The organism is Pseudomonas yamanorum (assembly GCF_013386765.1).
Classification (GTDB): domain Bacteria; phylum Pseudomonadota; class Gammaproteobacteria; order Pseudomonadales; family Pseudomonadaceae; genus Aquipseudomonas; species Aquipseudomonas yamanorum_A.
In genome coordinates this window covers 49,611-75,477 of record NZ_JACARE010000022.1, presented here as the reverse complement: position 1 = coordinate 75,477, position 25,867 = coordinate 49,611, and the positions used below count along the sequence as shown (strand labels likewise).

Here is a 25,867-nt window from a genome sequence, read left to right as displayed (position 1 = left end):
GTCAGCCTCGGCCATAGGCGGTCAATACTTTGCGAATCGCCTGAGCGATGCCTTGCAGGTGTTTCTCCTCGAAACGGTCGGTCCACCACATGCACACCGTTTCTTTGCACGCCTTTTCCGCCACCGGGCAAACGCTGCCGGAAAAGTCCTGCGGGTCGACACCCGGCAAGGTAAACGGCAATCCCGAGGTGCCGAACGTCTTGCGCTCGCGGATCACCGGGTAGCTGTACAGCGGCACTTCGCCCGGATAACCGATAAAGCCATCGATCCCTTCGGCCACCAGCGCTTTCATGACGTCCGCCATTGAAACTGTCAGTTGCGTCGTGTCCACACGGAACGAATAAAAGAAGTACACCCCAAGGGTGTCGGGCAAAGGCAGTACCGGCTGGATAGCCAGCCCGTCCAGCAATTCGGTCAGGCGGTCGGCCGACGCCACACGTGCATCGACAAACTGCTGCAGTTTCTCGACCTGCGCCAAACCGACGGCCGCCTGCAACTCGGTCATGTGGTAGTTGGGTGCCAGGAAAAGATGATCACGTCCACCGCGCTCCCGTGGCCAGCCCTTGTCGCTGCACGCACGCAGGCCACGACCGTTGTATTCGCTGCGATTGCTGATGACCATGCCGCCGTCGCCGGTGGTCATGTGCTTGGATTGCTGGAAGCTGAAACAGCCGACATCGCCAAAGGTGCCGCACAACTGGCCCTTGTAGTAGGCCAGGTGTGCCTGGGCACAATCTTCGATGACAAACAGGTTGTGCTTGCGGGCGATCGCCATGATCGCGTCCATGTCCGCCGGATGACCAAATACATGGGTCACGATGATCGCGCGTGTGCGTGCAGTGATGTTCTTCTCGATGGAGGCCGGGTCGAGGTTCTGCGTCAGTGGATCGACATCCGCGAAGACCGGCACCGCCAACTGCGCGAGCACCGGAATCACGGTGCCAATGTCCGTGACCGGCGACAGGATGATCTCGTCACCCGGCTCCGGGTTCAGGAAGATCACCGCGGTATGCAAGGCTGCCGTGCCGTTTGCGACGGCGACGGCCGTTGATACGTCATACAGCTCGGCAAAGCGCTGCTCGAACTGTCGGGTCTTGGGGCCCACCAGAAAGGACAGGCTGCCGGAGCGAATCACTTCCAGCAGCGCCTTTTCTTCCTCTATCCCGAAGGTGCGCCCGGATGCATCCCGGAAACTGGGCAGGGTCCCTTCTATAGCGCGGGGCCCCCCATGGATGGCTAATTCGTTCATGATCAATCCTTTTTGCGAAGTGAGTGCGGCCGGTTACAGGCCAAGGAAATCCGCCATCAACTGCACCTGGTGCTCCAGCATATGGCGCCCCAGATGGACCCGGCAGCCGACGTTTTCAGCGGCCACCAGCAATGCCGTGCGTTCAGGTTCCTGGACCACTTCCGCCACCGTCATCTGTGGCGTCAGCCGGGTCACATCCAGCGGCAGCGGGTCCGTGGCCTGCATACCCAGCGAGGTCCCATTGATGATCAGTTGGTGGCCGCTGGGGTCTTGGGTGCCGAGCGAAACCGCCAGGGTCGGGTAGTGGCGCAGCAGGCGTTCCCTGAGTTCATCGCTCTTGTGTTGGCTGCGGTTGGCCAGCGTCAGACGACCGATGCCGGCCTGGGCCAGCGCGAAAGCCACCGCGTTCGCCGCACCGCCGGCCCCCACGAGGTACACCGACCGGCCTGCCACTTGGATGCCGGCATGCTCAAGTCCACGCAGGAAACCGACGCCATCCAGTTGATCACCCACCAGGCGGCCATCGGCCAAGCGCCGGATGACATTGGCAGCCCCCACGGCGGCGGCCTGCTCACTGAGTTCATCGCACAGCGGCAAGATGGCTTGCTTGAACGGCACCGTGACGATGGCACCGTCGAAGCTCAGAACGGTTCGCAGACTGTTGACGAAGCCTTCAAAGTTTTCCGGCGCAACATTCATCGGCACCATGATCGCGTCACTGCCCCGTTCACGGGCAATCCGGTTGATCTTGGGTGGTGCCTTTACATGATCGGTGGGGTGAGCAAGGATGCCCAGTACCCGGGTTCTACCCGTCACTTCTGGCGTGTTTTCTGGCCTGTCAGGCATCTACGTGACTCCTGTTCTATAAAACAACCCGAATCGTTTTGCGGTCCCTACGACGCAATGACATACACCGCAAAACCCGCTGCATGAAAAGTACTGCACTTCACGCTGCGCGAGTAATGACAAGTGCACCCCCTGCCGATAACCACTGGCTATCACCACCAGTAAAAGCACTCTGGCCTGCGCTGGCAGGTCACTGGAGTTTTCACGGCTGCTGATGCCTAATGCCGCGCACCTCCTCTAAAAAAAAGAGCCTCCCTGATGACGATGCCAACCCTGGAAACCCTCTCCTCGCGCCTTCGTCTCAAGCAGTTACGCCTGCTGGTCGCACTTGACGATCACGGCTCGATTCACCGGGCCGCCGAGATCATCGGTATCACCCAGCCTGGCGCCACCAAGGCCCTGCACGACGTCGAAGAAACCCTCGGTGCGACGCTCTTCGAGCGCACCAGCAAGGGCCTGAACGCCAATGCCATGGGCCGTTGCGCGATTCGCTACGCACGGCTGATCCTGACGGACCTGTCTCACTTGCGCCAGGAGATGCACGGCATCTTCCAGGGCCACGGCGGACGCCTCACCGTCGGTACGATCATGGGCGGCGTACCGCTGCTCACAGAGGGGGTGTTGCGCCTGCGCAAGCGGCAACCGCAGGCAACCATCGAAATCGTCGAAGACACCAGCGTCAAACTGCTGAGCCTGCTGGACCAGGGGCGCCTGGACATGGCGCTGTGTTATCCCAGCGTGAGCCCTCGCCCCACAGCGTATGACAGCATCAGTATGAAACCGGAGGCGCTGGTGGTCATGGCCAACCCCGATCACCCGCTGGTAGGGCGCGACACGTTGACCCTCGAAGAATTGGCGGATTCAGGCTGGGTGATCTTCTCGGCGAACATGCCGTTGCGCCAGACGCTGGAGCGCGAGTTCCATGAATCAGGCGTGAACTTTCCCGCCCACCCCATCGAAACCTCGTCCACCTTCGCCACCCTGCTGTTGCTGATCAGCGACCCCAACCTGGTCGCGGTGTTGCCCACTGATGTGGCAGAGCTGCCGTTAATGCGAGCCATGTTGACATGCCTGCCCTGCACCATCACACCCAAGAGCGAGCCGTTTGCCATCGTCACGCGCACGCAGGTAGAACTCTCGCAACTGACGCACTTGCTGATCGAAGAGCTGACGCAGTAGCCCGTGCACTGTTGCAATACAGATAACGCGTGGTTATCCCAAGGCGCTGGATTTTCATTACCCGCCCGATCAGGCCGGCGTTAGCATCGCGCCATACCGCTGCATCCGCGTTTCCCACAGTAAGGTGCCGTAATGGAACTGATTGCCAAAACAAGTGCGCAAAGCCAGATTGCCGCCGCCACAATCCGCCTGGACCCCCATGACGATGTGTTGATCGCACGCCAGCCGCTGCCGGCGGGGCTCGTGCTGGAAGAAAACGCGGTGGTTGTGCAGCAGGCCATTCCGGCCGGGCACAAGGTCGCTGTGCGGAGGATCGAGGCCGGAGAGAATGTACGCCGTTACGGACAGATCATCGGCGTTGCCTCAGTGGCGATCGACGCCGGTGCTCACGTGCACAGTCATAACCTCGGCATGGCACACTTTTCACGCAGTCACGCATTCGGCATCGATGCCAAACCCACCCCGCATCGCGAGGCAACGTTCATGGGCATCGTGCGCCCGGACGGGCGCGTCGCCACGCGCAACTACATTGGAGTGCTGACCTCGGTGAACTGCTCGGCCACGGTGGCGCGGGCGATCGCCGACTACTTCCGGCGCGACATCCACCCCGAAGCCCTCGCGCCTTATCCGGCTGTGGATGGCGTGGTCGCGCTGACACACGGTATAGGCTGCGCGGTGGACCCTGGCGGCGAAGCCTTGGCGATGTTGCAGCGAACCCTGGGTGGTTATGCGGTGCACGCCAACTTCCATTCGGTGCTGATGATTGGCCTGGGTTGCGAAACCAACCAGATCGACGACTTGCTCACTGCCCGGCACTTGCAAGCCGGCCCGCACCTTCGCGTGTTCACCATCCAGGGTGTCGGTGGCACCTCGAAATCCATCGCCAACGGTATTGAGCAAATCAAGGCCCTGTTGCCGGCCGCCAACCAGGTACAGCGCCAGGCGGTCAGCGCCAAGCACCTGGTGGTCGGACTGCAATGTGGCGGCTCGGACGGGTACTCCGGGATCACCGCCAACCCAGCCCTGGGCAACGCAGTCGATCGGCTCGTCGCCGCGGGCGGTACCGCAATCCTGTCCGAGACTCCGGAGATCTATGGCGCCGAACACCTGTTGACCCGCCGCGCCGTCAGCGACGAAGTCGGTGAAAAGCTCATCGCCCGTATCCGTTGGTGGGAAAGCTACTGCCAGCGCATGAATGCCGAGCTCAACAACAACCCATCGGCCGGCAACAAGGCCGGTGGCTTGACCACGATCCTGGAGAAGTCCCTGGGCGCCGTGGCCAAGGGCGGTTCCACCAACCTGGTGGATGTCTACGAATATGCCGAAGCGGTCACCGCCCACGGCCTGGTGTTCATGGACACCCCGGGCTACGACCCGATTTCGGCCACCGGCCAGGTGGCGGGCGGTGCCAACCTGCTGGCGTTCACTACCGGCCGGGGCTCGGCGTTCGGCTGTGCGCCCTCCCCCTCGATCAAGATCGCCACCAACTCGCACATGTTCAATCATCAGGAAGAAGACATGGACGTGAACTGTGGCGGCATCGCCGACGGCACCGATACGATCGAGGAGCGCGGCATCCATATCTTCGACATGATGCTGCGCGTGGCATCCGGAGAGCCCAGCAAGAGCGAAACCCACGGCTACGGGCAGAATGAATTTGTGCCTTGGCAGATTGGCGCCATTACCTGATCACAGACAGCAAAAAAGGGGACCCGAAGGTCCCCTTTTTTGTGGGCCTGCCTGTGTCAATTACCGCCCAGGTTCACGGTACCTTTGCGGATGATCACATTGCCGTAAAACAGGGTTTCACCAGTTGCGATAACCGCAAACGCTTCCTTGGCTCGGTCGTAGAAAGCAAAACGCTCGATGCGACTGAGGGTCGGCGATGCGCCTGGCAGTGCGTCCAGCACATCCTGAATCACCGTATGCGCCGTAACGAGGGTGTCAGGCTCATCGATCACTTCCATGCCTACCACCGGATCGGGTTCAGACTCATCAATCGGCATCACTGACAGCACGGCTTTGAGCATGCGTGACAGGTCGGCTGCCTCCATGCGAATCAGCCGCTTGGCCACGGTGTGTGCAGGGAAACTGCCGTCTGCGATGACGATCTCGTCACCATGCCCCATTGCGCGCAATGCAAACAGAATGTCGGCGTTCAGGATCGGGTCAATACCAATCAGCATGGGAAGTCCTTTAGCTCAAGTCGTGGAGGTTTTTGGTGGTGGCCGGGCCGATGGAGAACTCGGTAAACCGGATGGTCAGGCCGCTTCGCTCCGGCGTACAGGCCGTCGGCCCCACCTGATAGCTGGCGGCCTCCGGGAACGGCGCCAGGCGCAACAATGGCCAGAAAATACCGTCACGCGATGCCTGGACACGCATCGCGCCGTTGCCCACGGTGACCCGCAGATAGAAGTCCTCCAGTGCCTTGAATGGCTGGGACACCGACCAATCGGACTGCCCGTCAGTGATGACGGTGCTGAGGAATAACTCACCGTCGGTGAACTCCACGCCGGTTTTCATCCAGCGGGTTTCATCAATCCGCACCATCAGGCCTGCCTGGTCATAAAGCGTACGAAACTCACCCTGAATACGAATCTGCGCCGTGAATCCGTTGGCAGCCGGGAAGCCCAGAAAGTGCCCGGTGTCGCGAATGAAACCGTAATGGGTTTTACGCCAGAAATCAGTTTTATCGTCGGTGGTCAGGGTCAGGCCGGCGCCGTCCGCCAACCAATCGGCAGGCGGGTTCAGCCAGGTTCCGGTACTAAAGTCGATGCTCATGTGATTGTCCTTGTCTTGCAGGGCGTTAACCCAGGTTATAGGCGTCGATAGCATTGAGATGGAAAAATCGCCCCGCCAGCTCCGGCTGTGCGGCGACCAGTCGTTCAGCGACGGTCTTGACCTTGAGGTAAGTCGCCGCCAGTGTGCACACGGGCCAGTCTGAACCGAACAACACACGCGACTGGCCGAAAACCGCCAGGGCAATCTGCGTGTAGTGGTCAAAGGTTTCGACGCTGGCGCCAGGGGCTGCTTCCGTGACCAGCCCCGAGACCTTGCACCAGACGTTGTCGCTTTCGGCAAGCACCTCCAGCGCTTCGTGCCAGGCGTGGCTGAACCCTTGGGCGATTGGCGGTTTGGCGAGATGGTCAAGCACGAAACGGCCCTGTGGATAACGCCGGACCAGCAGCGTCGCCGCCGGCAACTCCCTGCTGCGCACCAACAGGTCGAAGGTCAGCCCTGCACTGATGACCGCGCCGACGGCGTCCTGTACCGCGGGCCGACACAGCCACTCGGCGTCGGGCTCGTCATGAACGTTATGGCGTATGCCCACGAGCTTGTCGCCACCGGGTAACGCGCGCAAGGCGTCGATTTGCCCGGGTACGTTGCCTGATTCGAGATCGACCCAACCCACAACGCCGATGACAAAGTCATGGCTGGCGGCGATCGCCAGCAAGTCGCGAGTTTCCGCCATGTCGTGCCGGCATTGCACAATGATCGTCGCACTGATGCCGTTTTCGACCAGCAGAGGCTGCAGGTCCTGCGGGCCAAAGTGGCGTCGCAGGGGTCGCATCGCATCGCCGGCCATCCATGGATAGGTTCCGGTGGACAGGTTCCAGAAGTGCTGGTGTGTATCGATGATCCGGTTCGACATGATGGCCTTCACGCTGTAGGCGCGTCGGCAGCAATCAGGCCCTGGGCCTTGAGATCCCGCCACAAGGCACTCGGGATCGGCGTGCGGAACAGTTCGGCGTTTTCGAGCATTTCTGCCGGAGTCCTGGGGCCCGTGAGCACGCTGGCCACTGCAGGATGGGCCAGTGGAAACTGGACGGCTGCGGCTTTCAACGATACGCCATGACTCAGGCACACGTTCTCAAGCATCAAGGCGCGCGCTATCTGGGCCCGGTCGGCATCTTCGTAATTGAATTTTGCGCCGGCGCTGGGGTTGGCCAGGATGCCGCTGTTGTAGACCCCACCGATAATGATCGAGATGTTCTTTTGTACGCACAGCGGCAGCAACTCTGTCAGGGCGCCCTGCTCCAGCAAGGTATAACGGCCCGCCAGCAGGAAGCAGTCGAAATCTCCATTGCGGGCAAACTCGGCGAGCATATGGCTCTGGTTCATGCCCGCGCCGACCGCGCCAATCGTGCCATCTGCGCGCAACCGGTCGAGTGCTTTATAGGCACCGTCGATGGCCTGCGGATAATGGTTGTCAGGGTCATGGATGTGCAACACGTCAATGCGGTCGAGGCCAAGGCGAACGAGGCTTTCTTCCACGGACTTCATCACGCCGTCATAGCTGAAATCAAATACCGGCCGCTCCGGTGGAGTGCCTTTGTAGTAGCCGTCGGCCACTGGAATGTCGGGCACCCGCAGCAGGCGACCGACCTTGGTGCACACCACATACTCATCCCGAGGCTTGCCCTGTAAAAAGGCGCCCAGCCGTTGTTCAGCCATGCCGTTGCCATATTGGGGAGCGGAATCAAAGAAGCGAACCCCGGTGTCCCAGGCCGCCTGCAGCGTCTCTTCGGCGCTGCTCGCGCTGGTAGGCGAATAGAGGCCGCCGATTGCCGTAGTACCGACGCCCAACCGGCTCACCCGAAGGGGGGTAAGACCCAACGGTACAGCCTCGAATAATGCTTTCATGTACTGATCCTTTCACTTCTTGTTTTATCGGTATTGCAACATCATCAAACTGAAGTTGCCTTAATCTCGTTCCACAATTCTATGCGGCGACCAAAATCTTCGGGCGCCTGCAAAAACACCAACTTGTCGGAATACGTCAGGCCAATCTTGATGTTCGCGTCTTCATTGGTGGAGTTACCGTAACCGGTTTTTTCACTGATATAAGTGCCCACATCTTTTTCCAACATGGCATCGACCCAGGCATGTGCCAAGCCCACATCCCGGGCTTTGGCACTGATACACCAACAATCAATCCAGCCGATCGCCCCTTCTTTGGGAATAGTGAGTTGCGCATTAACATTGCGTTTCTTCAGCATGGCAGCCTGAGGCTCGCCCATGGACATCATGAAGTCGATACCGCCTTGAGCAAAAATGCTCACCCCGTCGTCGAAGCCCGAGTAATAACTGGCAATGTTGGATTTTTGCGCCAGCAGTTTGGTCTTGATCAGGCCGAATTGATCGTCGGTCAAGTTGAACGGGTCTTTAATGCCGAGTGTCAGCGCCGCCGTCACAATTGCATTGTTGGCGTCGTCCACGATAATCATCCGGCCTTTGTATTTTTCATCCCAAAACACTTCCCAGCTGTCCGGGGCCACTTTAAATACGTCAGCGTTGTATATCAGCGGGATGGAGCCCCAGGCGAAGGGGGCCGCGTATGTTTTGCCATCAAAGGTGATCGCCGACACGTTCTGGAAACTGGGCATCAGGTTTTTTGCGTTTTGCAGCTTGGCCACCTCAAGTGGCTGGATCAGCTTTTCCTGGGTCAGGCGTTTATAAGACGATGTCTCGATGGCGATCACATCGTAATCAGCACCTTGGGACGCCGTCATTTTTGCGAAGATCTCATCCACACTGGCCGCGTAGGTCACCGAGACCGAAGCACCGGTTTTTTTCTCAAACGCTTTAACCCACTGATCGTCAGCGTAACCTTCCCAAGTCAATACCCTGAGTTCTTTGCCCGCCGCCCCGGCGATGCGCATCAAACCCGGCGTTATTAGCGTGCTGGCCGCAACGACGGTACTTAAAGCCAAAAAATCACGTCTTTTCATGTCGTTCTCTCTCGATAATTTTAAATTATTATGTGCTAACTACTTGGACGTTCTTGTCCGCCCGTAGAGTTATCACTCGTCGTACACGACACCTGCTCAGCAGTAAAAAGGGTTCAACTTGGGTAAAGCCGTATTATTGTTATGCCTTGCGTTCAATACTTTGACGTAGCGACAGCGCGCCCAGCGCCGCACAAACCAGCGTTACACACAGCACCACCGAAACCAGTGCATTGATTTCCGGAGTGAAGCCGGTTCGCATCATTGCCCACAATCGCATCGGAAGTGTGCTGTCGCCCCCGACCAGGAAGAAGGTCACCAATGTTTCATCAAACGAAAGCGCAAACGCCAGCAGGGAACTTGTCACTAACGCGGAACGCAACTGCGGGAAAACAATATAAATAAATGTCTCGAAGCCATTGGCGCCCAGGTCAAGTGAGCCTTCGATCTGTGAATCTTCAAGCGTGTCCAGCCGGATCATGATCATGCGATAGATAACCGCCAGTATCAGGACCACATGGCCGATGGTGACGGTGACCAGACTCCGTTCCAGGCCTGCCTCTCGAAATGCCACCAGCAATGAAATACCGGTAATGATTGCAGGCAGTACAAAGGGCAAAAATATAACGAACTCAATATATTTCTGACCTTTTCTCGCACCGGTCTTCATGTAGTAGGCAAGCGCCAGCGAAATAACGGTTGCGCCCACGACAGCGCAGGCGCCTACCAATAACGAGTTACCGAGTGATTCCAGCAATTGACTGTTTTCAGCAAACTTGCCGTACCACTGCAAGCTGAAATCAGACCAGTCAATCTGGTGATTTTTAATACTGAAGAACGACAGCGTGACTACGATGGCGGCCGGCGCATACAACACAGCGAACGCCAAGACACCGATCACCCACAGCACCGTGAGCGTGATACGTTCCATGAGGGTCATTTCACTCTCCCGATCCGGGAAACAAGGGACGCCAGCCCGATGATTGCGATCACCGCGACCAGCAGCACAACAGCCAATGCAGCACCGAGGGGCCAGTTGAACGCCATCCCGAACTGGCTCCAGATGGCGCGCCCAAACGTGAAGCCCTCGCTGCCACCGACCATTTGCGGCGTCAGATAGTCACCAATGGCGATCACCATCACGAACAACGCACCGGCAATCGAACCGGGCAGACTCAACGGAAGGACGATGGTGAAAAACGTCCGGCCGGGCTTGGCTCCCAAATCGGCAGCGGCGGCGATCAAAGACGGTGGAATGCGGTCGAGTGCGAGGAATATCGGCAAGATGCCAAAGGGCAAATAGATCACTGCCATCGCAATCATTACGGCCGTCTGGTTGAAAATAAACAGCCGGCTGGGCACGTCGATGATCCCGAGCGATAACAACAGCGAATTCAGAAATCCGCTGTACCCAAGAATGCTGCGCATCGCGTAAATCTTGACGACGTAATTCATCACCAGGGGCAAGGCGCTGAGCAACAACAGCAAGTAGCGCGCAGAACCCTCCAGGCGCCAAATCAGGTAGGAAATGATGTAGCCAAACACCAACGCTACCAAGGCAACAAAGAAGGCCAGTTTCAACGTGCCGAGAAAAACCTTGAGGTAACTGCCGGCAAAAAATCCGGCATAGTTTGCCAACGTCAAACTCCCCGTCAGGGCGCCGTTTTTCTGTTCTAAAAAGCTATAAGCCAGGAAAGACACCAATGGAACCAGGATCATGACGGTGGGGACGCCATAGATCAGGAGTTTCACGATGATCCTCGTAAGTTGCAGCCGCGACCGGCTGACAGGTTCCATTTCCAGAGTCAGGGAGGTCATTCAGGCTTCTCTCGGCACGAAGCTGACATCGGATGCCGACCAGCGCAACGAAACCTGTGCGCCAACACTCAGATGATTGGCACACAGCGCCGTTGGCAAGCGGACTTTGATTCGATGCGCCGCCGCACTCCCCAGAGAAAGTGATAACTGGGTGGTAGGCCCAAGGAAGGTCAGGCTTTCCAGTTTGGCGGTGGTAACCTGCTGATCCGGTCCGCACTCGGTTCCATCGTGCAGGCTGAAACTCTCAGGCCGGATGGCTATTTGCAGTGCTTTATCCATAGCCCCGGGAGAGGCGTGTTGACCGAGCGGGCTCTCAATTAAGGCGCCGCCCTTTGGGGTGGTCGGCAGTAAGTTGTTTTCTCCAAAAAATTTCGCGACAAACTCACTTTTGGGTTTGTAGTAAATCTCTTTGGGCGTTCCGACTTGAATAAGGTTGCCGTGGTCCATCACTGCGATGCGATCCGACATGGCAATCGCCTCTTCCTGGTCATGGGTGATGAACACAAACGTGGTACGGATTCTTCGCTGCAGATCCTTGAGAAAATCCTGCATCGATCGACGCAGTTCGGCATCCAGTGCCGCCAGGGGCTCGTCGAGCAGGATCACTTGCGGCTCACAGACAATGGCCCTTGCCAGGGCGACTCGCTGACGCTGGCCGCCGGAAAGCGCCGAAGGATAACGGTCAGCCTTATCGGCCAGGTTGACGGTTTCGAGCACGGCCCTGACCTTGGCCTTGATCTGGTCGGCAGGCAGGCGGCGAATGCGCAGCCCATACCCCACATTGCCCGCCACCGTCATGTGGGGGAAGAGTGCGTAATCCTGAAACACCGTGTTGAACGGTCTTTTGAAGATCGGCAGGCTTACGATATCGGTTCCGCGCAATAACACCTGGCCTGAAGTCGGCGCCGTAAACCCGCCAATCATGCGCAAGATGGTTGTTTTACCGGATCCGGACGGACCAAGAATCGTCAGAAACTCGCCGTCTTTAATATCCAGATTGACCGGCTTTAACACATTGATACTGCCATATGACTTCGTCACATCAACCAGACGAATCAATTCCGATGTCACCGTGGACAAACCAGCGTTCGCTAAAACAGTCATTTTTGTTGTTCTCACCCGAGCCCTAGACAAATACTCAACGATCTTCAGATAGCGTAGCCCGGCCACCTTCACGCCGTTGCCAGGCGTCAGGTGCCCCTCTTACCGACCCCATTGCAACGCAATCGGATTGGCCGCACTGGCCAGTTCAAGCAAGCCCGCACGCGTCTGCGGGTGCAACGTTTCCAGTGGGTGACGCACGCAGTCTGACTTGATCACCCCGCCCTCCTTCATCACCGTTTTTGCGGCGCGCAGACCGCATTGACGGTTCTCGTAGTTGATCAGCGGCAAAATCCGCTCATAGGCCTGGATGGCGTCTTGACGACGACCTTCAGCGTGAGCCGCCATCACGGGCCGAATCAGATCGGGAATCATCGCGCTGGCCATGACGCCGCGTGCACCGGCATCCAGATCGGCCATGAGGGTTATAGCCTCTTCACCATTAAACGGACCAACAATGTTGTCACCGCCCAACTCGATAAGATGACGCAGCTTGGCCGCGGTGCCCGGCACCTCGATTTTAAAGTACCGAACCAGCGGCAAGGTGCGTGCCACTTCTGCCAGGAATGCGGTCGAGAGCGTGACGCCACTGAGGGGCGCGTCCTGGATCATGATCGACAGTTGGCACGCCTCGGCGACCCGTGCGAAATGTTCGATGATCAGCCGCGGCTCCAGCTTGATGCCCGCGCCATGGTAGGGAGGCATCATCATGATCAGCGCCGCCCCGTGGTCCGCCGCGTGACGAGCGCGCTGACCGGCGACCTGAGTGCTGAAATGACTGCAGGTAACCATCACCGGGACACGCCCCTGGACATGGGCCAGGCAAAACTCAGTCAACTGTCGACGCTCTTCATCCAAGAGCAGAAACTGTTCCGAGTAGTTGGCCAGAATGCAAATGCCGTCGACGCCCTGGTCGATCATGCAGTCAAGTACACGCCCCTGCCCCTCGAAATCGAGCTCACCATTGTCGGTAAAAGGCGTCGGGGCAACAGGAAATAGCCCCGAGTACGGCCCAGTTGTCTGCATTGCAAGAACCTCTTCCATTTGGGAAATCCGCCACGACGACAAACCGTCATGGCTGAGTGAATCGCTGCCAAATGAAAGTACTGCACTTGCTGCCGGGCGAGTAATGAGAAGTGCGCCGCGGACGATAACCGTTGGCTATCCCCGGCTGGAGAAGCTCGGCGGGACCGGATCGCAGTTGATGCGGCCGCACCGATCCCCGGGAAATAATCGGCCCGGCGACACTGGCCGGGTTGATCACTGGGATGACCTTGCAGGTCGAGGATTTTGCCCTCAACAAACACCGGCTTGTATCCCCAACAAGCGGTCACTAAGCTGGCCGCTCTTTTTTACCGTCGCCCGGAACCTCCATGCCCCGAAGTATCGCCCACCTCGCCCTGCTGCTGGGGTTGATCACCGCCGTCGGCCCCTTCGCCATCGACAGCTACCTGCCGGCCCTGCCGACCTTGGGCGCCAGCCTGCACGCCTCGCCTGCTGCCGTGCAGATGAGCCTCACGGTGTTCTTCATGATCATCGGCGTGTGCCAGTTGTTCTACGGGCCGATCAGCGATGTGTTCGGTCGCAAGCCGCCGATCTATGCCGGCCTGGTGATTTTCATCGTGGGCAGTATTGGCTGCGCCCTGGCGCCAAACATCGAAGTGCTGATTGGCTTCCGGGCCCTGCAGGCCTTTGGCGCCTGCGCCGGGATGGTGATTCCCCGGGCGATTGTCCGTGACCTGTACACCGGCCATGAAGCCGCACGCTTGATGGCACTGTTGATGCTGGTGGTGAGTATTTCACCGATCCTGGCGCCATTGGCCGGCAGCCTGGTCATTGCGGTGTGGAGCTGGCGCGAAGTGTTCTGGGTACTCGCGGTGGCCGCCGTGCTGTGCCTGATCATGACCGCCGTGCAACTGCCGGAAACCCATCCCGCCGAACGCCGCCTGGGCAAGACCCTGGGCAATGCGTTCGGCAGCTACGGCGCGTTGCTGCGCGACCCGGTGTTTACCGGCTTGTCGGTGGTGGGCGGTTTTGGCCTGGCGACCTTCTTTGTATTTATCGGCAGCGCGCCGTTCGTGTACATCGAGTACTACGGGCTGACGCCGACCCAATTCAGCCTGTGCTTCGCCCTCAACGCCGCCTCGTTTTTTGCCCTAAGCCAACTCACGGCGCGCTTGAGTGCCCGCTTCGGTCTGGCGCCGCTGATTCGCTGGTCGGTGGCCGGCGTCGCAACGGTCATGACCCTGCTGGCACTCACCACCCTGTGGGCCAACAGCCTGCCGTTGATGATGACGCTGCTGTTTATCGGCTTTGGTTTCCTCGGGCTCCTGTTGCCCGCCGCCGGGGTGTTGTCCCTGGAAGACCACGGCGCGGTGGCCGGTTCTGCATCCGCGCTGCTGGGCGCGATCCAGATGATCACCGCCGCTGCGTGCATGGCGGTGGTGGGTGTGTTTGCCGATCATACACCGGCGCCGATGCTGATCGGCATCGCCCTGAGTGCGGTGGCGGCGATGTTGACTGCATGGTGGACCCTCAACCGATTGCCGGCGCACCTGGCCGGCACTGGGTCATAACGGCGCGGGGTAGTTGGTTGCCACACCCGGCAATCGGGCCCCTGCTCTACCCCGCAATCCGGGGCTTTCGCGCTATTGCACACGATCAACCGCCACTTTGCGATGTCCTGAAATGCAGTCCACAGTTTGATCCAATACTTTCAGATAGACCGAAGCGCCTGCATCGCAGGCAAGCCAGCTCCTACAGAAGAAGAGGCCGTCACCGCAGCAATGGATAGGGACTCATCTGTGCCAAATAAGCCCACGGGTAAATCCCCCGCTGATGCCCGTCGCTGAAGACCAACTGCACGCCATATCCCTGGGAATGGATTTCCAGCACCCGCACGCCGTCCGACACCAGCGGCGGCGTGCCTCTCAACCGAAACGCCCGGCACTGTGAGCATGGGCATTCACGGCGCAGGCGGGCGTGGTCGATCCACTGCACGCCCTCGCGCCACTCCAGCCTCAAGCGCCCCTCGTCATCCCGGCCAATGCGTTCTGGCGCGCTGTTCATTGCAGCTGTGCCAGGGCAATGCGTACCGCCTTGCGCACTTCAGGGTCGCCATCGTCGGCGGCATCCCGCAGCGGGCCAAGGGCTTGGCGGTCGCCCAACTCGCCCAGCGCCAGGGCGGCTTCCTTGCGCAGGTTACTGATGCTGTGGCCCAGCGCCAGGATCAGCGCTTGTAACGCCGGTGCGTATCGCAAACGCCCCAGGCTGCGGGTGGCGCGCAGGCGGACTTGCCAGTAGTCATCGCCCAGCGCCTTGATCAAGGCGTCGCCGGCACTGGCGCTGCCGACTTTGCCCAGGGTGGTCGCGGCCTCTTCGCGCACTTGCCAGGTGGCGTCCTGCAACGCCTGATACAGCGCCGGCAGTACCCGATCATCACTGGCCAGGCCCAGGGCGCCGGTGGCGGCTCGGCGGACTTCGGTATCCGGGTCGGTGCTGGCCAAGGTCGCCAAGGCGTCCAGGGCCGGCAGGTGCTTGAGCCAGCCGAGCACGCCCACGGCTTCGCGACGTACGCCGGCATCGGCATCGTTCAGCGCCAGCAGGGCTGACGGCGCCGCGGCTTCCAGGCGCAACTCGCGCAGTGCCCGGAATATCGCGGTGCGTACGCTGACATCGGCGTGGGTGGTCCACGGCAGTAATAACCGGCCCGCCTGAGTAGTCTTGAGCACGCTCAAACTCTGGGCGGCAGCGTCACGTACCGACGCCTCGGTGTCGGTGAGTGCCTGGCACAGTGCCTCGACCACCTCGTCTTCTTCCCACGCCTCCAGCAGGCTGGCGGCCTGGGCGCGCACATCGGTGGCCGGGTCGTTGCCCAGGCTGTCCACCAGCCACACCAGGCCGTCGGGGTCTTCGAGGTCGGCCAGCTCAATCAGGGCGATCCGGCGCATGCCGGCATCCGCCGCCTGCAGCCGTGGACGCAGGGCCTCGATGTCGGGGTTTTCGGTTTCATAGGTCATATGGCAAATCGCGGTCTTGGGTGATCGTTGGGCAGCCCGAGCGGGTTCAGCCGTGGCAACTGGCGTCCATCTTCGTGGTGCAGCAGTTCCAGGCAATGACGCTTGAGGTGGGTAAATTCCGGGGAGGTCATCAGCTCCGTGCTGCGTGGCCTCGGGAAGGTCAGCGGGAAGTCTTCAATGATGCGCCCGGGGCGCGGGCTCATCACCAGGATGCGGTCGGCGAGGAACAACGCTTCGTCGATGTCATGGGTGACAAACACCACGGTGGTGCGGATGCGGGTCCAGATGTCCAGCAGCAAGGCCTGCATTTTCATGCGGGTCAGGGCATCCAGTGCACCGAAGGGTTCGTCCATCAACAAGAGGCTGGGACGGTTGATCAGCACCCGGGCAATTTCCACCCGCTGCTGCATGCCGCCGGACAACTGGTTGGGCCAGCGCTCGGCAAAGCCTTCCAGACCTACCAGTTGAAGAATCTCGTCGGCCGCGGCGAGGCGCTCGGCCTTGCCCACGCCGCGCATCTTCAGGCCGAAGGCGACGTTTTCGCGCACCGAGCGCCAGGGAAACAGCGTGTGTTGCTGAAACACCATGCCCCGCTGCTGAGACGGCCCGACAACCGGCTGGCCGTCCATTTCCAGGGTGCCCAGGCTCGGGGTGAGGTGCCCGGCCAGCGCACCGAGCAAGGTCGACTTGCCACACCCGGACGGCCCGAGAATGCACACGAACTGCCCCGGTTCGATCCTGCAATCCAGGGCCTTTACCGCCTCGAACGCCTGCTGCTTTTCGCCCAATACAATGGACAAGCCGCGTATGTCGACACGGCCCTCAAGATGACTCATCAGGCTTTACCTCGTGGTCGATGCCAGGGAGTGAACAGTGCGCCAAGGCGCTTGACCAGCAGGCTGCTGCCCATGCCCAGCACCCCGATCAACAGCATGCCGACGACAATGTCGGCATAGTTCTGGATGGTGTAGGACTCCCAGGTGTAATAGCCGATACCGTACTGGCCGGAGATCATTTCCGCCGTCACCAGGCAAAACCACGAGGTGCCCATGCCGATCGCCAGGCCGGTAATGATGCTCGGCGCAGCGCCCGGCAGAATCACTTCCAGCAGGATCGCCCGGCGCCCTGCCCCCAGGCTGCGCGCCGAGGCGATCAGCCGTGGGTCGACGCCTTCCACGCCATGCACCGTGTTGAGCAATACCGGAAACAGCGCGCCGGTGAAGGTGATGAAGATCATCGACAGCTCAGATGAAGGAAACATCAGGATCGCCAGCGGGATCCAGGCCACCGCCGGGATCGGCCGGATCACCTCCAGGGGCGGCAGCAGCAGGTCTTCCGCCCACTTCCAGCGGCCAATCGCGATGCCCAGGCCAATCCCAACCAGCGCTGCCGCCAGGTAGCCCTCGAATACCCGGGTCAAGCTCGCACTCAGGTGCCGGGCGAGCTTGCCCGAGTCCACCAGGCCCAGGGCAGCCTGCACCACGGAACCCGGTGTGGGCACGTTGGCAAAGGTCACCAGGCCCAGGTTCCAGTGCAGGCTGGCCGCCAACTGCCAGAACAGCAGGCATAACAGCAATGAAGCGGCCTTGGGCAACCAGCGCCATGGGGTGCTTGTCATGAATGCGCTCCCTCAGCGACCGGCAACGGCCTGCGCGCCGGCGTCGGTAAAGTTGAACACCTTGCCGCCCTGGGCCTGGGCGAACTGCTGCGCCTGGCCCTTGAGCAGGAATGCACTGAGCTGGCCTTGCTGGTTGGTGGCAAACCAGGCCTGGCTCGCCAGCAACTTGATGCCGCTGTCCTCGGCCTGGGCATACACCGCGCGCACGGCCTTGCCTTGTTTGTTCAGGCTGTCCAACGCGGTGAATGCGGCTTCGGCCGATGCGTAATTGCGCACCTTGGGCTCACCCTTGACCCAGATTTGCGCGACGTGCTTCCAGTCGGTGATCGGCGCGCCGCTCAGGGCGTCGTTGGCCTTCAGCGGTGCCTGGGCGTAGTTGCCCAATTGCGCCTCGTAGTCCAGGCCCGACGCCTTGAACGCGGCGCGGATGTACTGGTCGTTGATAAAGGTATTGAGGTCCAGCCCGCGGTCGGCTTTTTTCAGCAGCTTGAGGGTGTCGATGGCGGTGCCCACGGCCTGGCGGTATTCGGGTTTCCAGCTCAGGTCGCGGGTCTGTACCCCCAGTGGGCCATGGAACAGGTAGTTGACCTCGGCTTCAACGCCGGTGACTTTTTCGATCAGTTCGCTGTACTTCTCCGGCTCAGCCGCCAGCAACTGATTGGCTTCGATGCTCGCACGCAGGTAGGCGACGACGACTTCCGGGTACTGTTTGGCATAGCCCTCATCCACCAGCGCGCCGTGGAATGTCGGGGTGTTGGATTGCGAGCCATCGTAGATCTTGCGGGCAAACCCACGGTTGGGGAACAACTCGCCAAACGGCACAAAGTCCGCATGGGCGTCGATCTTGTTGGCCTGCAACGCCGAACCCGCCACTTCGGGCGCCTGGGCAATGATATTGACGTCCTTGAGCGGGTCCCAACCCTGGGCCGCTACGGCGCGCAACAACATGCCATGGGCCGTCGAGGCGAAGGGCACGGAAATGGTCTTGCCCTTGAGGTCCGCCAGGGACTGGGCGCTGGAAGCGGTCGGCACCACGATGCCGTTGCCGCTGCCCTTGATATTGCCCGACAGCACGCTGATAAACAGGCTGTGCTTGCCCGCCGCCTCGAACGCCACGCCATTGAAGGCACCGGGGAAGTCGGCCATCGCGCCGAAGTCCAGTTTGCCGGCGACCATTTCATTGGTCAGCGGCGCGCCACTGGTGAAGTTTTTCCACTGGATGTCGTAGGTGGCGTCCTTGTACTTGCCGTCGTGTGGCAGGTACTTGTCCAACAGCCCCAGCTCGCGGATCAGCAAGCCGCCCGCAGCGCAGTTGATGGTGGTGTCCTGGGTGCCGATGGCCACCCGGATCGTTTGGGCCTGAGCCGACAGGCCCAGGGAAGCCAGCACCAGGCCGGCCAGCGTTGCGCGCAATAACATTGGGTGTTTCCCCTCGAATCATGGTTTAAGGAATCGTCTCCGCCACGCTCTGGCGCGGTGGGAAACGAGGGGGTGTTGCTCGGGCGGCGTCCGGGGTTGGCGGATGGCTTTTGCGGCGGGTCTCAGCGCAGCAGGTACGGGATCTCGACCTTGACTGCGCCGGTGGGGCAATCTTTTTCGCAGGGCATGCAGTACCAGCATTCATCGAAGGCCATGTACGCTTTCTGCGTTGCCGGATTGATCGCCAACAGGTCCATCGGGCACACGTCGACGCAGACCGTGCAGCCTTTTTCGGCGATGCACTTGTCTTCGTCCACCGTCACCGGGGCGTTGGAACGGAAGAATATTTCCTGGGGCTGATAGGCCATTTCACGGTGTCCTGTGGTGAGCGAGCTTGGGGGGGCACATTCAGGCGGCGTCAGCCCCTACGCGCAGGCGGTCGTAGGCCTGCATCTCTTCGGCGTCCAGCGGGATCACATAGGGCTCGACGGGTTTCTTGAAGCTGACCATCTGCCCGTCGTCGCCCTTTTTCAGGTGGCAATGGCAGAACCAGTCGGCGTCGTTGCGCTGCGGGTGATCGACCCGGTGGTGGTAAAGGCCCCAGCGGCTTTCGGCGCGGTACAGCGAGGCGCGGGCGGCCATTTCGGCGCAGTCGCGGATCACGCTGGTTTCCATGGCGCGCATCAATTCATGGGGGTTGTGCGCCTTCATCTGGTCCAGGTCGCGTTCGATGTCGGCAAAGCGTTGCAAGCCGATTTCCATCTTGCGGGTGACCTTGGGCGGTTGCAGGTAATCGTTGACGAAGCGGCGCAGCTTGTACTCGACCTGGGCCGGCGGCAGGCCGGTTTCGCGGTCCAGTGGCGCATAGACCCGAGCCTGTTCGGCGGCCACTTGCGCGGCATCCACGGCGCTGAACTCGCGCCCGGCCACAAAGCCTGCAGCGTTGGTGCCGGCGAACCAGCCATAGGTGAACGCACCCAGCATGTAGTTATGCGGCACCGCGGCCATGTCGCCAGCCGAATACAGGCCCTTGACCGACGTCTCGGCGCGCTCGTTGACCCACACGCCCGACGCCGAATGCCCGCTGCAAAAGCCGATCTCGGAGATGTGCATCTCGACCATCTGGCTGCGGTAGTCGGTGCCCCGGTTGGCGTGGAACTGGCCACGGCTGGGGCGCTCGTTGCTGTGCAGGATCTGTTCGATGTTCTGGATGGTTTCCTCGGCCAGGTGATCGAGCTTGAGAAACACCGGGCCGTTGCCGCTTTCCAGCTCCTGGTGGAACTCCCACATCATCTGCCCGCTCCAGTAGTCGCACTCGATGAAGCGTTCGCCCTTGTTGTTGGCGGTGTAGCCGCCCAGGGGCCCGGTGACATAGGCGCAGGCCGGACCGTTGTAATCCTTGATCAGCGGATTGATCTGGAAGCATTCCAGGTTCGCCAGCTCGGCGCCCGCGTGGTAGGCCATGGCGTAGCCGTCGCCGGCGTTGGTCGGGTTTTCATAGGTGCCCATCAGGTAACCCGACGACGGCAAGCCCAGGCGGCCGGCCGCGCCGCAGCACAGAATCACGGCCTTGGCCTTGATCACCTGGAAATCCGCAGTGCGGCAGTCAAACCCCATCACACCATTCACCGCGCCTTCGCTGTCGGTGAGCAAGCGGGTGCACACCAGGCGGTTGGTGATGCTGACCCGGGCCCGCTTGAGCTGGCGATACAGCACCTTCTTGATGTCGTGCCCTTCCGGCATCGGCAATACGTAGGCGCCCATGTGGTGGACTTTCTTCACCGCGTAATCGCCGGTTTCGTCCTTCTCGAACTTCACGCCCCAGCGGTCCAGTTGCTCGATGGTTTCAAAACTGTGGGTCGCGTAGGCATACACCGCCGCCTGGTTGACGATGCCGTCGTTGGCAATCGTGATCTCCTTGGTGTACTGCTCCGGCGTTGAGTGGCCCGGGATAATCGCGTTGTTCAGCCCGTCCATGCCCATGCTGATGGCGCCGCTGCGCTTGACGTTGGCCTTGTCGATCAGCAACACCCGCAGGTCGCGGTTGGCCTCCTTGGCCTTGATCGCCGCCATGGGGCCGGCGGTGCCGCCGCCGATCACCACGATGTCGTATTCCAGTTCCAGGGTTTTGCGGCTCACGGGCGGCTACCTCGCTGACGGTCGATGCGCAGGCGATACTGAAAGGCATCACCGCGGTAATACAGGTGTTCAAAGTCCACGGGCTGGCCGTCGGCGGTATGAGTCAGGCGTTCGATGCGCATGATCGGCGAACCGGCCTCGACGTTCAGCGCCTGGGTCAGCTCGCTGTCAGCCAGCACCGCGTCAATCGCCACGTCGGCGTGGCCCAGTTGCAAGCCGCAGTCGTTCTCCAGGATCAGGAAGATGTCGCGGGTCACCAGATCGGCGTTTTCCAGGCGTTCGCCCAGGGCGTGGCTGAGGTAGGTGATTTCCAGCGACACCGGTTCGCGGTTGATCAGCCGTACGCGCTTGATCTGCGTGACCGTGGTGCCCTCCTCCACACCCAGGCGCTCGGCCACCAGTTTGTCCGCCGGCACAAAGCGGTAACTGCGCAGGCGGTTGATCACTTCATAGCCGCGCTCCGTCATGGACTCGCCCAACCCCTGCAAGGTGCTGACGTTCTGATAGGCCTTGGGCTTGGAGACAAAGGTACCTTTGCCGTGAATCTTGTAGATCAGGCCTTCCTTTTGCAGGTCACCCAGAGCCTGGCGCACGGTGATGCGGCTGACCTTGAAGCGCGCGCCCAGTTCGCTTTCGGACGGCATCTGGATGTTCGGCGCGTATTCACCATCGAGGATGCGGCTGCGCAGCAGATCCCGCAGTTGCGCATGCAACGGAATGCTGGACAGAGGAGATAAGGCGACGGTTGATTCGTTCATCAGGACCACTTGTCATAACGAGTTATGACGTGATCATAAGGAGTCTTATGAAAGGCGTGGAAATACCGATTTGGAATAAGGATATGGAAGCGCCGGGCGCAGGAAAATCACGCCATCGATTTGACTGATGTCTGCTATTGCCTCGCAGTCGTTCATCCCCACGGCAAGCGCTTTGTAGAATGAACCCCACAGTCAACTCACCACCTGCGTGGTGTCGGAGGTTCCCATGCGTTATCTGCTTATCGCCGTGCTGGGCTTGTTCAGCACACTTGCCGTCGCCCAGGGCGAAAACCCGGCCCCAGCCGTGAGTGCCACTGCACCCGCGAGTGAGACATACGACTACTCCCAGGACCTGGATATCGCCAAGGTGGTACGCGTCAGTAGCGAATCCTCCACCGAGTGCGGTCCGGTCAAGGGCCACATGGTCTATATCGATAGCCATGGTGTACGTCACGAACTGGACTACATGCGCATGGGCGATGCCTGCCAGCACGGCTGATGGTGAACCACTCGTCGGGCCTGGCGGGAATCGATTACAACTATTGCCGCTGGCAAAATCACTAATCCATAGAACCCGTTGTGATCTATGGAGATTGAGATGACTGACTACCCACGCCCACCGTTCGCCAGCCAGGCCCAGTCCGTTCCCGGTTCCCAGAAGAAGATGGACCCCTACCCTGACTGCGGCGAGAAGAGCTACACCGGCTCTGGCCGCCTGGCCAACAAGATCGCCCTGATCACCGGTGCCGACAGCGGCATTGGCCGTGCCGTGGCGATTGCGTTTGCCCGTGAAGGGGCCGATGTGGCCATTGCTTATCTGGATGAGCATGAGGACGCCAAGGAGACCGCACGCTGGGTTGAAGAAGCCGGCCGCCAGTGCTTGCTGCTGCCCGGGGATATCGCGCAAAAGGCCACCTGCCAGGCGCTTGTCGACAAGACTGTCGAACAGTTCGGGCGCATCGACGTGCTGGTCAATAACGCGGCGTTCCAGATGACCCATGAGACCCTGGAAGAGATTCCCGATGAAGAATGGGTCAAGACCTTCGATATCAACATTACCGCGATGTTTCGCCTCTGCAAGGCAGCGCTGCCGCATATGAAGGCCGGCGGGTCGATCATCAATACCAGCTCGGTGAATTCCGATATGCCCAAGCCGACGTTGCTGGCGTATGCCGCCACCAAGGGTGCGATTGCCAACTTTACCGGCGGCCTGGCGCAACTGCTGGGCAGCAAGGGCATCCGGGTCAACAGCGTGGCGCCGGGGCCGATCTGGACACCGTTGATTGTCTCGACCATGCCCGAGGAAGACGTGAACAGCTTTGGCAGCGAGACGCCGCTGGGCCGCCCCGGGCAGCCGGTGGAAGTGGCGCCGATCTATGTGTTGCTGGCGTCGGATGAAGCGAGCTACATCTCGGGCTCGCGGTATGCGGTGACAGGTGGCAAGCCGATTCTCTAAATCGCAATGCAGGTACCCAGTGGCGAGGGAGCTTGCTCCCGTTGGGGTGCGAAGCGCCCCCAAAACCAGCGGGAGCAAGCTCCCTCGCCACCTGTTGGTATTTCAACCGTCTAACCGGGAGACTTTACCGGATCAGCCTTGCGCGGATACGTGCGTTCCTCCTGAATCCGCCCATCCATACTGTGAATCCTCAGCGACGCCGTCTTGTCGCTGAGAAACTCCTTAGCCAACTCAACGATCGCCTCCTTGGTCTCCGCGGTTTTCGACGGTCGTGCCGAGCCCTGCCTGGTCAACGCCCAACCGGTGCCGGTCTTGTTGATGTTGTAGGTATCCATGGTCTGCTCCCTTGACTGAATGAACACGGCACGCGGCAAAACCCGCGCCCTCTGTATTGCGAGCGCAGGTGCCGGGCAGAGTTCAAGGCAGTTGGCGGCCCAGGTTACAGGCGGCGCTACAGGTCAAACCGATCCACCGCCCGGCGCCGCTCATTGTCGTCGCGCACGTCGTAGTTGGCGGTAGTCTGGATATTGGTGTGGTGCGCCAGTTTCTGGGCGATGGACAGGTCGTACTCTTCAATCACCCGGGTGATAAACGAACGCCGGAAATCATGGGGCATGATCTTCACGCCAACTTGTTCCCCACGCTGGCGGGCGATGTAGTAAATCGCGTGCTTGGTGATGCGTTCCCGGGTGATATGGCTGCCCCGGCGAATACGGTTGAACAGGAAACCGTCGTCCTGTTCACCCGGTTTCAGCTGGCTGCGACGAAATTCCAGCCATGCGTCCAGCTTGGCAAAGGCCCAGGCCGGCGCGTACTTGATCAGTTGTTTGTTGCCCTTGCCGGTGACCTGCAGGCTGCGCTCTTCAAAGTTGACCTGGTTCAGCTCGATGTTCACCGACTCCGACTTGCGCATGCCCGAGCCATACAGGATCCCGATCACCGCCGCGTCCCGCAATCCCTGGGGCCGCGGGTCGGCGGCGCAGACGTCCATCAACTCACGAATCAACGTACGCCGCAGGTTGCGCCCCTGGCTCAGGCGGGTGCCGGCCATGGCCTTGACCGAGCGCATCTTCAGCAGGTGATCCTGGCTGATCAGGCTCATGCGCCAGGCTTCGTTCATCACCCCGCGCACAGCATTGACGTACAGCGACGAGGTGTTCGGCGCGTAGCCGTCTTCGCGCAGCACGGCCACCAGGGCCATGACCTGCTCGGGCTGCAGCAGGTGCCAGTCGATGTCTTCGAGGTTGATGTCTTCAAAGCCCAGGCGGTCGGCGGCGTCTTGCAGCACGTAGCGCATGGTCAGCTGGCTGGAGGGCGCCAGGCGGGTGAGGTAGAGGGTCAGCGGGTTGCGGGTAGACTCAGTCAAGGTAGATCAGCCTTTGGATTAAATAAGCCGACTAACCATCTGATTAATCGACCTATTTAGTGAATTGGCGAGCGCCGAGTCTAGCGCAGGTCAATCCCGAAGGGCTATTCCTGATCGTCTTCAGCCGGGGCCGGCGTCTGCTGCTGGCTCCAGTCGGTGTCCTGCTTCTGCATCAAGGCAAACCAGTGCTGGCGCATGAACTCCAGGTACGGTTTGGGCGCCTTGGCAAAGTCCTGCTCGTCGCCATAACAGCCCGGCAACGGCAGCTCGGTGCCCTGTTCCTTGAACTGGCTGACCAGCGCTTGCTGGGCTGCAACGCTGCAATCCTTGGGCAATGGCATGCCCTGCAGGGCGCCGGCGTCCTCATCCCACCAACTGGCGCCATAACGGTCGATGCCCCGCAGGCGGTACTTCTGGGATTTGCCGATGTGCATGATCAGCTTGAAGTCGTTGGGGCTGACATCACTGGTGCAGGTGCGGCTATAGCCCACGGTGACCTGGCTGACGCCATCGCCCAGCAGGTCGGTGACCTGGGTGGCGTCGGTGTTGAAGTGCGCGCCGGCATCGAATTCACAGTGCTGCACGTCGTCGTAGAGCATCCACAGCCGCTTGGGCCGGTCGCCGTCGAGCAGGTATTGGGCGGCATAGACAAAGGCCGACTGCGCGCCGTCGTCGTCGCGCTCGCTGACCTGCTCCGCCAGCACCAACAGGTTTTTGCCCTGTTTATCGCTCCAGGTGTAGACCCCGACCTGTTTACCCCGCACTTCCACGCCATCGGGCACCTGGTCGACGGCCGTCAGTGCCACACCGTCATCGGCCCGCACCACCGTGGCCCACGCCACGGACATCAACAACACCATCAACATTGGCCGTAAACGCTGCACGCTATTCATCCGACTGCCCTGGCAAGAGATGGCTTACTTTACCGGCACTTGCGCGGCATTGCAGAGAAGATTCTTCAGGAACGAACTAACACGCAGAAAAAGTCTAATCCTTGTCTACGCGTGGCCAGGACGGCATTGTCCGTGTTCCTGCTGTTTAGCTGAACACTAGCTGTCTACCTGCCAAAAAAACGACTTTTTCATCTGCGTTTCATATTCGTTGAACATTTTTGCGCTTAATCTTGGCGGCACGACTTGAGAGCGAACCATACTTTGCAGGTTAACTCGT

The 25,867-nt window shown here is 60.4% G+C and carries 27 protein-coding genes; 5 read left to right on the top strand and 22 right to left on the bottom strand.

The window, feature by feature from the left end; translation table 11 throughout:
- Position 1: 1 nt before the first annotated feature.
- Together HX875_RS18375 and HX875_RS18370 are read right to left on the bottom strand one after the other, a co-directional pair.
- A complete protein-coding gene (locus tag HX875_RS18375) occupies positions 2-1,249 on the bottom strand; it encodes a DegT/DnrJ/EryC1/StrS family aminotransferase (RefSeq protein WP_177044298.1) in 1,248 nt (415 codons plus the stop codon).
- A 33-nt stretch (positions 1,250-1,282) separates the two neighbouring features.
- Positions 1,283-2,095 carry a shikimate dehydrogenase family protein gene (locus tag HX875_RS18370; RefSeq protein WP_177044297.1) on the bottom strand — a complete coding sequence of 271 codons (813 nt, stop codon included), beginning with the start codon at positions 2,093-2,095 and terminating at the stop codon, positions 1,283-1,285.
- Positions 2,096-2,353: 258 nt separating this feature from the next.
- On the opposite strand from HX875_RS18370, the gene HX875_RS18365 reads away from it, so the two are divergent.
- Together HX875_RS18365 and HX875_RS18360 are read left to right on the top strand one after the other, a co-directional pair.
- Entirely contained in the window at positions 2,354-3,274 is a 921-nt protein-coding gene (locus HX875_RS18365) for a LysR family transcriptional regulator (RefSeq protein WP_256348130.1), read from the top strand.
- A gap of 132 nt (positions 3,275-3,406) precedes the next feature.
- Entirely contained in the window at positions 3,407-4,963 is a 1,557-nt protein-coding gene (locus HX875_RS18360; protein WP_177044296.1) for a UxaA family hydrolase, read from the top strand.
- Between the two features lie 56 nt (positions 4,964-5,019).
- Here the strand turns inward: HX875_RS18360 and HX875_RS18355 are convergent, their stop codons facing one another.
- The 9 genes from HX875_RS18355 to HX875_RS18315 all read right to left on the bottom strand — a co-directional run bounded on the left by HX875_RS18355 (position 5,020) and on the right by HX875_RS18315 (position 12,966).
- On the bottom strand, positions 5,020-5,460 hold the full coding sequence (locus tag HX875_RS18355; RefSeq protein WP_177044295.1) for an RbsD/FucU family protein: 441 nt from the start codon (positions 5,458-5,460) through the stop codon (positions 5,020-5,022).
- A gap of 10 nt (positions 5,461-5,470) precedes the next feature.
- Entirely contained in the window at positions 5,471-6,055 is a 585-nt protein-coding gene (locus HX875_RS18350; protein WP_177044294.1) for a DUF1349 domain-containing protein, read from the bottom strand.
- 25 nt (positions 6,056-6,080) lie between these two features.
- Positions 6,081-6,926: an amidohydrolase family protein gene (locus HX875_RS18345; RefSeq protein WP_177044293.1), complete on the bottom strand. Its 846-nt coding sequence runs from the start codon at positions 6,924-6,926 to the stop codon at positions 6,081-6,083.
- Positions 6,927-6,934: 8 nt separating this feature from the next.
- Positions 6,935-7,918 carry an aldo/keto reductase gene (locus HX875_RS18340; RefSeq protein WP_177044292.1) on the bottom strand — a complete coding sequence of 328 codons (984 nt, stop codon included), beginning with the start codon at positions 7,916-7,918 and terminating at the stop codon, positions 6,935-6,937.
- Between the two features lie 44 nt (positions 7,919-7,962).
- Positions 7,963-9,006 (bottom strand): ABC transporter substrate-binding protein, encoded by a 1,044-nt coding sequence (locus HX875_RS18335; protein ID WP_177044291.1) that lies wholly within the window; start codon positions 9,004-9,006, stop codon positions 7,963-7,965.
- 139 nt (positions 9,007-9,145) lie between these two features.
- Positions 9,146-9,943 carry an ABC transporter permease gene (locus HX875_RS18330; protein WP_177044290.1) on the bottom strand — a complete coding sequence of 266 codons (798 nt, stop codon included), beginning with the start codon at positions 9,941-9,943 and terminating at the stop codon, positions 9,146-9,148.
- Positions 9,940-10,821, bottom strand: a complete 882-nt coding sequence (locus HX875_RS18325; protein WP_218171962.1) for an ABC transporter permease — start codon at positions 10,819-10,821, stop codon at positions 9,940-9,942. The genes HX875_RS18330 and HX875_RS18325 overlap by 4 nt, the downstream gene beginning before the upstream one ends.
- Complete coding sequence (locus HX875_RS18320; protein WP_177044289.1) at positions 10,822-11,925, bottom strand: ABC transporter ATP-binding protein; 1,104 nt, start codon at positions 11,923-11,925, stop codon at positions 10,822-10,824. It abuts the gene before it with no gap.
- A gap of 99 nt (positions 11,926-12,024) precedes the next feature.
- The gene (locus HX875_RS18315) at positions 12,025-12,966 is read right to left on the bottom strand and encodes a dihydrodipicolinate synthase family protein (RefSeq protein ID WP_218171961.1); all 942 of its coding nucleotides are present in this window, start codon (positions 12,964-12,966) and stop codon (positions 12,025-12,027) included.
- Between the two features lie 329 nt (positions 12,967-13,295).
- On the opposite strand from HX875_RS18315, the gene HX875_RS18310 reads away from it, so the two are divergent.
- Entirely contained in the window at positions 13,296-14,498 is a 1,203-nt protein-coding gene (locus HX875_RS18310; protein WP_177044288.1) for a multidrug effflux MFS transporter, read from the top strand.
- 199 nt (positions 14,499-14,697) lie between these two features.
- Here the strand turns inward: HX875_RS18310 and HX875_RS18305 are convergent, their stop codons facing one another.
- The 8 genes from HX875_RS18305 to HX875_RS18270 all read right to left on the bottom strand — a co-directional run bounded on the left by HX875_RS18305 (position 14,698) and on the right by HX875_RS18270 (position 21,875).
- On the bottom strand, positions 14,698-14,991 hold the full coding sequence (locus HX875_RS18305; protein WP_177044287.1) for a DUF971 domain-containing protein: 294 nt from the start codon (positions 14,989-14,991) through the stop codon (positions 14,698-14,700).
- On the bottom strand, positions 14,988-15,941 hold the full coding sequence (locus HX875_RS18300) for a HEAT repeat domain-containing protein (RefSeq protein WP_177044286.1): 954 nt from the start codon (positions 15,939-15,941) through the stop codon (positions 14,988-14,990). The genes HX875_RS18305 and HX875_RS18300 overlap by 4 nt, the downstream gene beginning before the upstream one ends.
- Positions 15,938-16,777, bottom strand: a complete 840-nt coding sequence (locus HX875_RS18295) for an ABC transporter ATP-binding protein (protein WP_177044285.1) — start codon at positions 16,775-16,777, stop codon at positions 15,938-15,940. The genes HX875_RS18300 and HX875_RS18295 overlap by 4 nt, the downstream gene beginning before the upstream one ends.
- On the bottom strand, positions 16,777-17,559 hold the full coding sequence (locus HX875_RS18290) for an ABC transporter permease (protein ID WP_177044284.1): 783 nt from the start codon (positions 17,557-17,559) through the stop codon (positions 16,777-16,779). Before HX875_RS18290 ends, HX875_RS18295 begins: the two co-directional genes overlap by 1 nt.
- Positions 17,560-17,571: 12 nt before the next feature.
- Entirely contained in the window at positions 17,572-18,978 is a 1,407-nt protein-coding gene (locus HX875_RS18285; protein WP_177044283.1) for an ABC transporter substrate-binding protein, read from the bottom strand.
- A gap of 122 nt (positions 18,979-19,100) precedes the next feature.
- Positions 19,101-19,346 (bottom strand): 4Fe-4S dicluster domain-containing protein, encoded by a 246-nt coding sequence (locus HX875_RS18280; protein ID WP_003217650.1) that lies wholly within the window; start codon positions 19,344-19,346, stop codon positions 19,101-19,103.
- 40 nt (positions 19,347-19,386) lie between these two features.
- Positions 19,387-21,117, bottom strand: a complete 1,731-nt coding sequence (locus HX875_RS18275) for a fumarate reductase/succinate dehydrogenase flavoprotein subunit (protein ID WP_177044282.1) — start codon at positions 21,115-21,117, stop codon at positions 19,387-19,389.
- Positions 21,114-21,875: a GntR family transcriptional regulator gene (locus HX875_RS18270; RefSeq protein WP_177044281.1), complete on the bottom strand. Its 762-nt coding sequence runs from the start codon at positions 21,873-21,875 to the stop codon at positions 21,114-21,116. The genes HX875_RS18275 and HX875_RS18270 overlap by 4 nt, the downstream gene beginning before the upstream one ends.
- Before the next feature lie 226 nt (positions 21,876-22,101).
- Here HX875_RS18270 and HX875_RS18265 point away from each other — a divergent pair, with 226 nt between their 5' ends.
- The gene (locus HX875_RS18265; RefSeq protein ID WP_177044280.1) at positions 22,102-22,374 is read left to right on the top strand and encodes a DUF2790 domain-containing protein; all 273 of its coding nucleotides are present in this window, start codon (positions 22,102-22,104) and stop codon (positions 22,372-22,374) included.
- Between the two features lie 99 nt (positions 22,375-22,473).
- Complete coding sequence (locus HX875_RS18260; RefSeq protein ID WP_177044279.1) at positions 22,474-23,331, top strand: SDR family oxidoreductase; 858 nt, start codon at positions 22,474-22,476, stop codon at positions 23,329-23,331.
- A 110-nt stretch (positions 23,332-23,441) separates the two neighbouring features.
- Here the strand turns inward: HX875_RS18260 and HX875_RS18255 are convergent, their stop codons facing one another.
- The 3 genes from HX875_RS18255 to HX875_RS18245 all read right to left on the bottom strand — a co-directional run bounded on the left by HX875_RS18255 (position 23,442) and on the right by HX875_RS18245 (position 25,590).
- On the bottom strand, positions 23,442-23,666 hold the full coding sequence (locus HX875_RS18255) for a DUF2188 domain-containing protein (RefSeq protein WP_177044278.1): 225 nt from the start codon (positions 23,664-23,666) through the stop codon (positions 23,442-23,444).
- A 116-nt stretch (positions 23,667-23,782) separates the two neighbouring features.
- Positions 23,783-24,697, bottom strand: a complete 915-nt coding sequence (locus tag HX875_RS18250; RefSeq protein ID WP_177044277.1) for a site-specific integrase — start codon at positions 24,695-24,697, stop codon at positions 23,783-23,785.
- A 104-nt stretch (positions 24,698-24,801) separates the two neighbouring features.
- Positions 24,802-25,590, bottom strand: a complete 789-nt coding sequence (locus HX875_RS18245) for a M949_RS01915 family surface polysaccharide biosynthesis protein (RefSeq protein ID WP_177044276.1) — start codon at positions 25,588-25,590, stop codon at positions 24,802-24,804.
- Positions 25,591-25,867 lie beyond the last annotated feature (277 nt).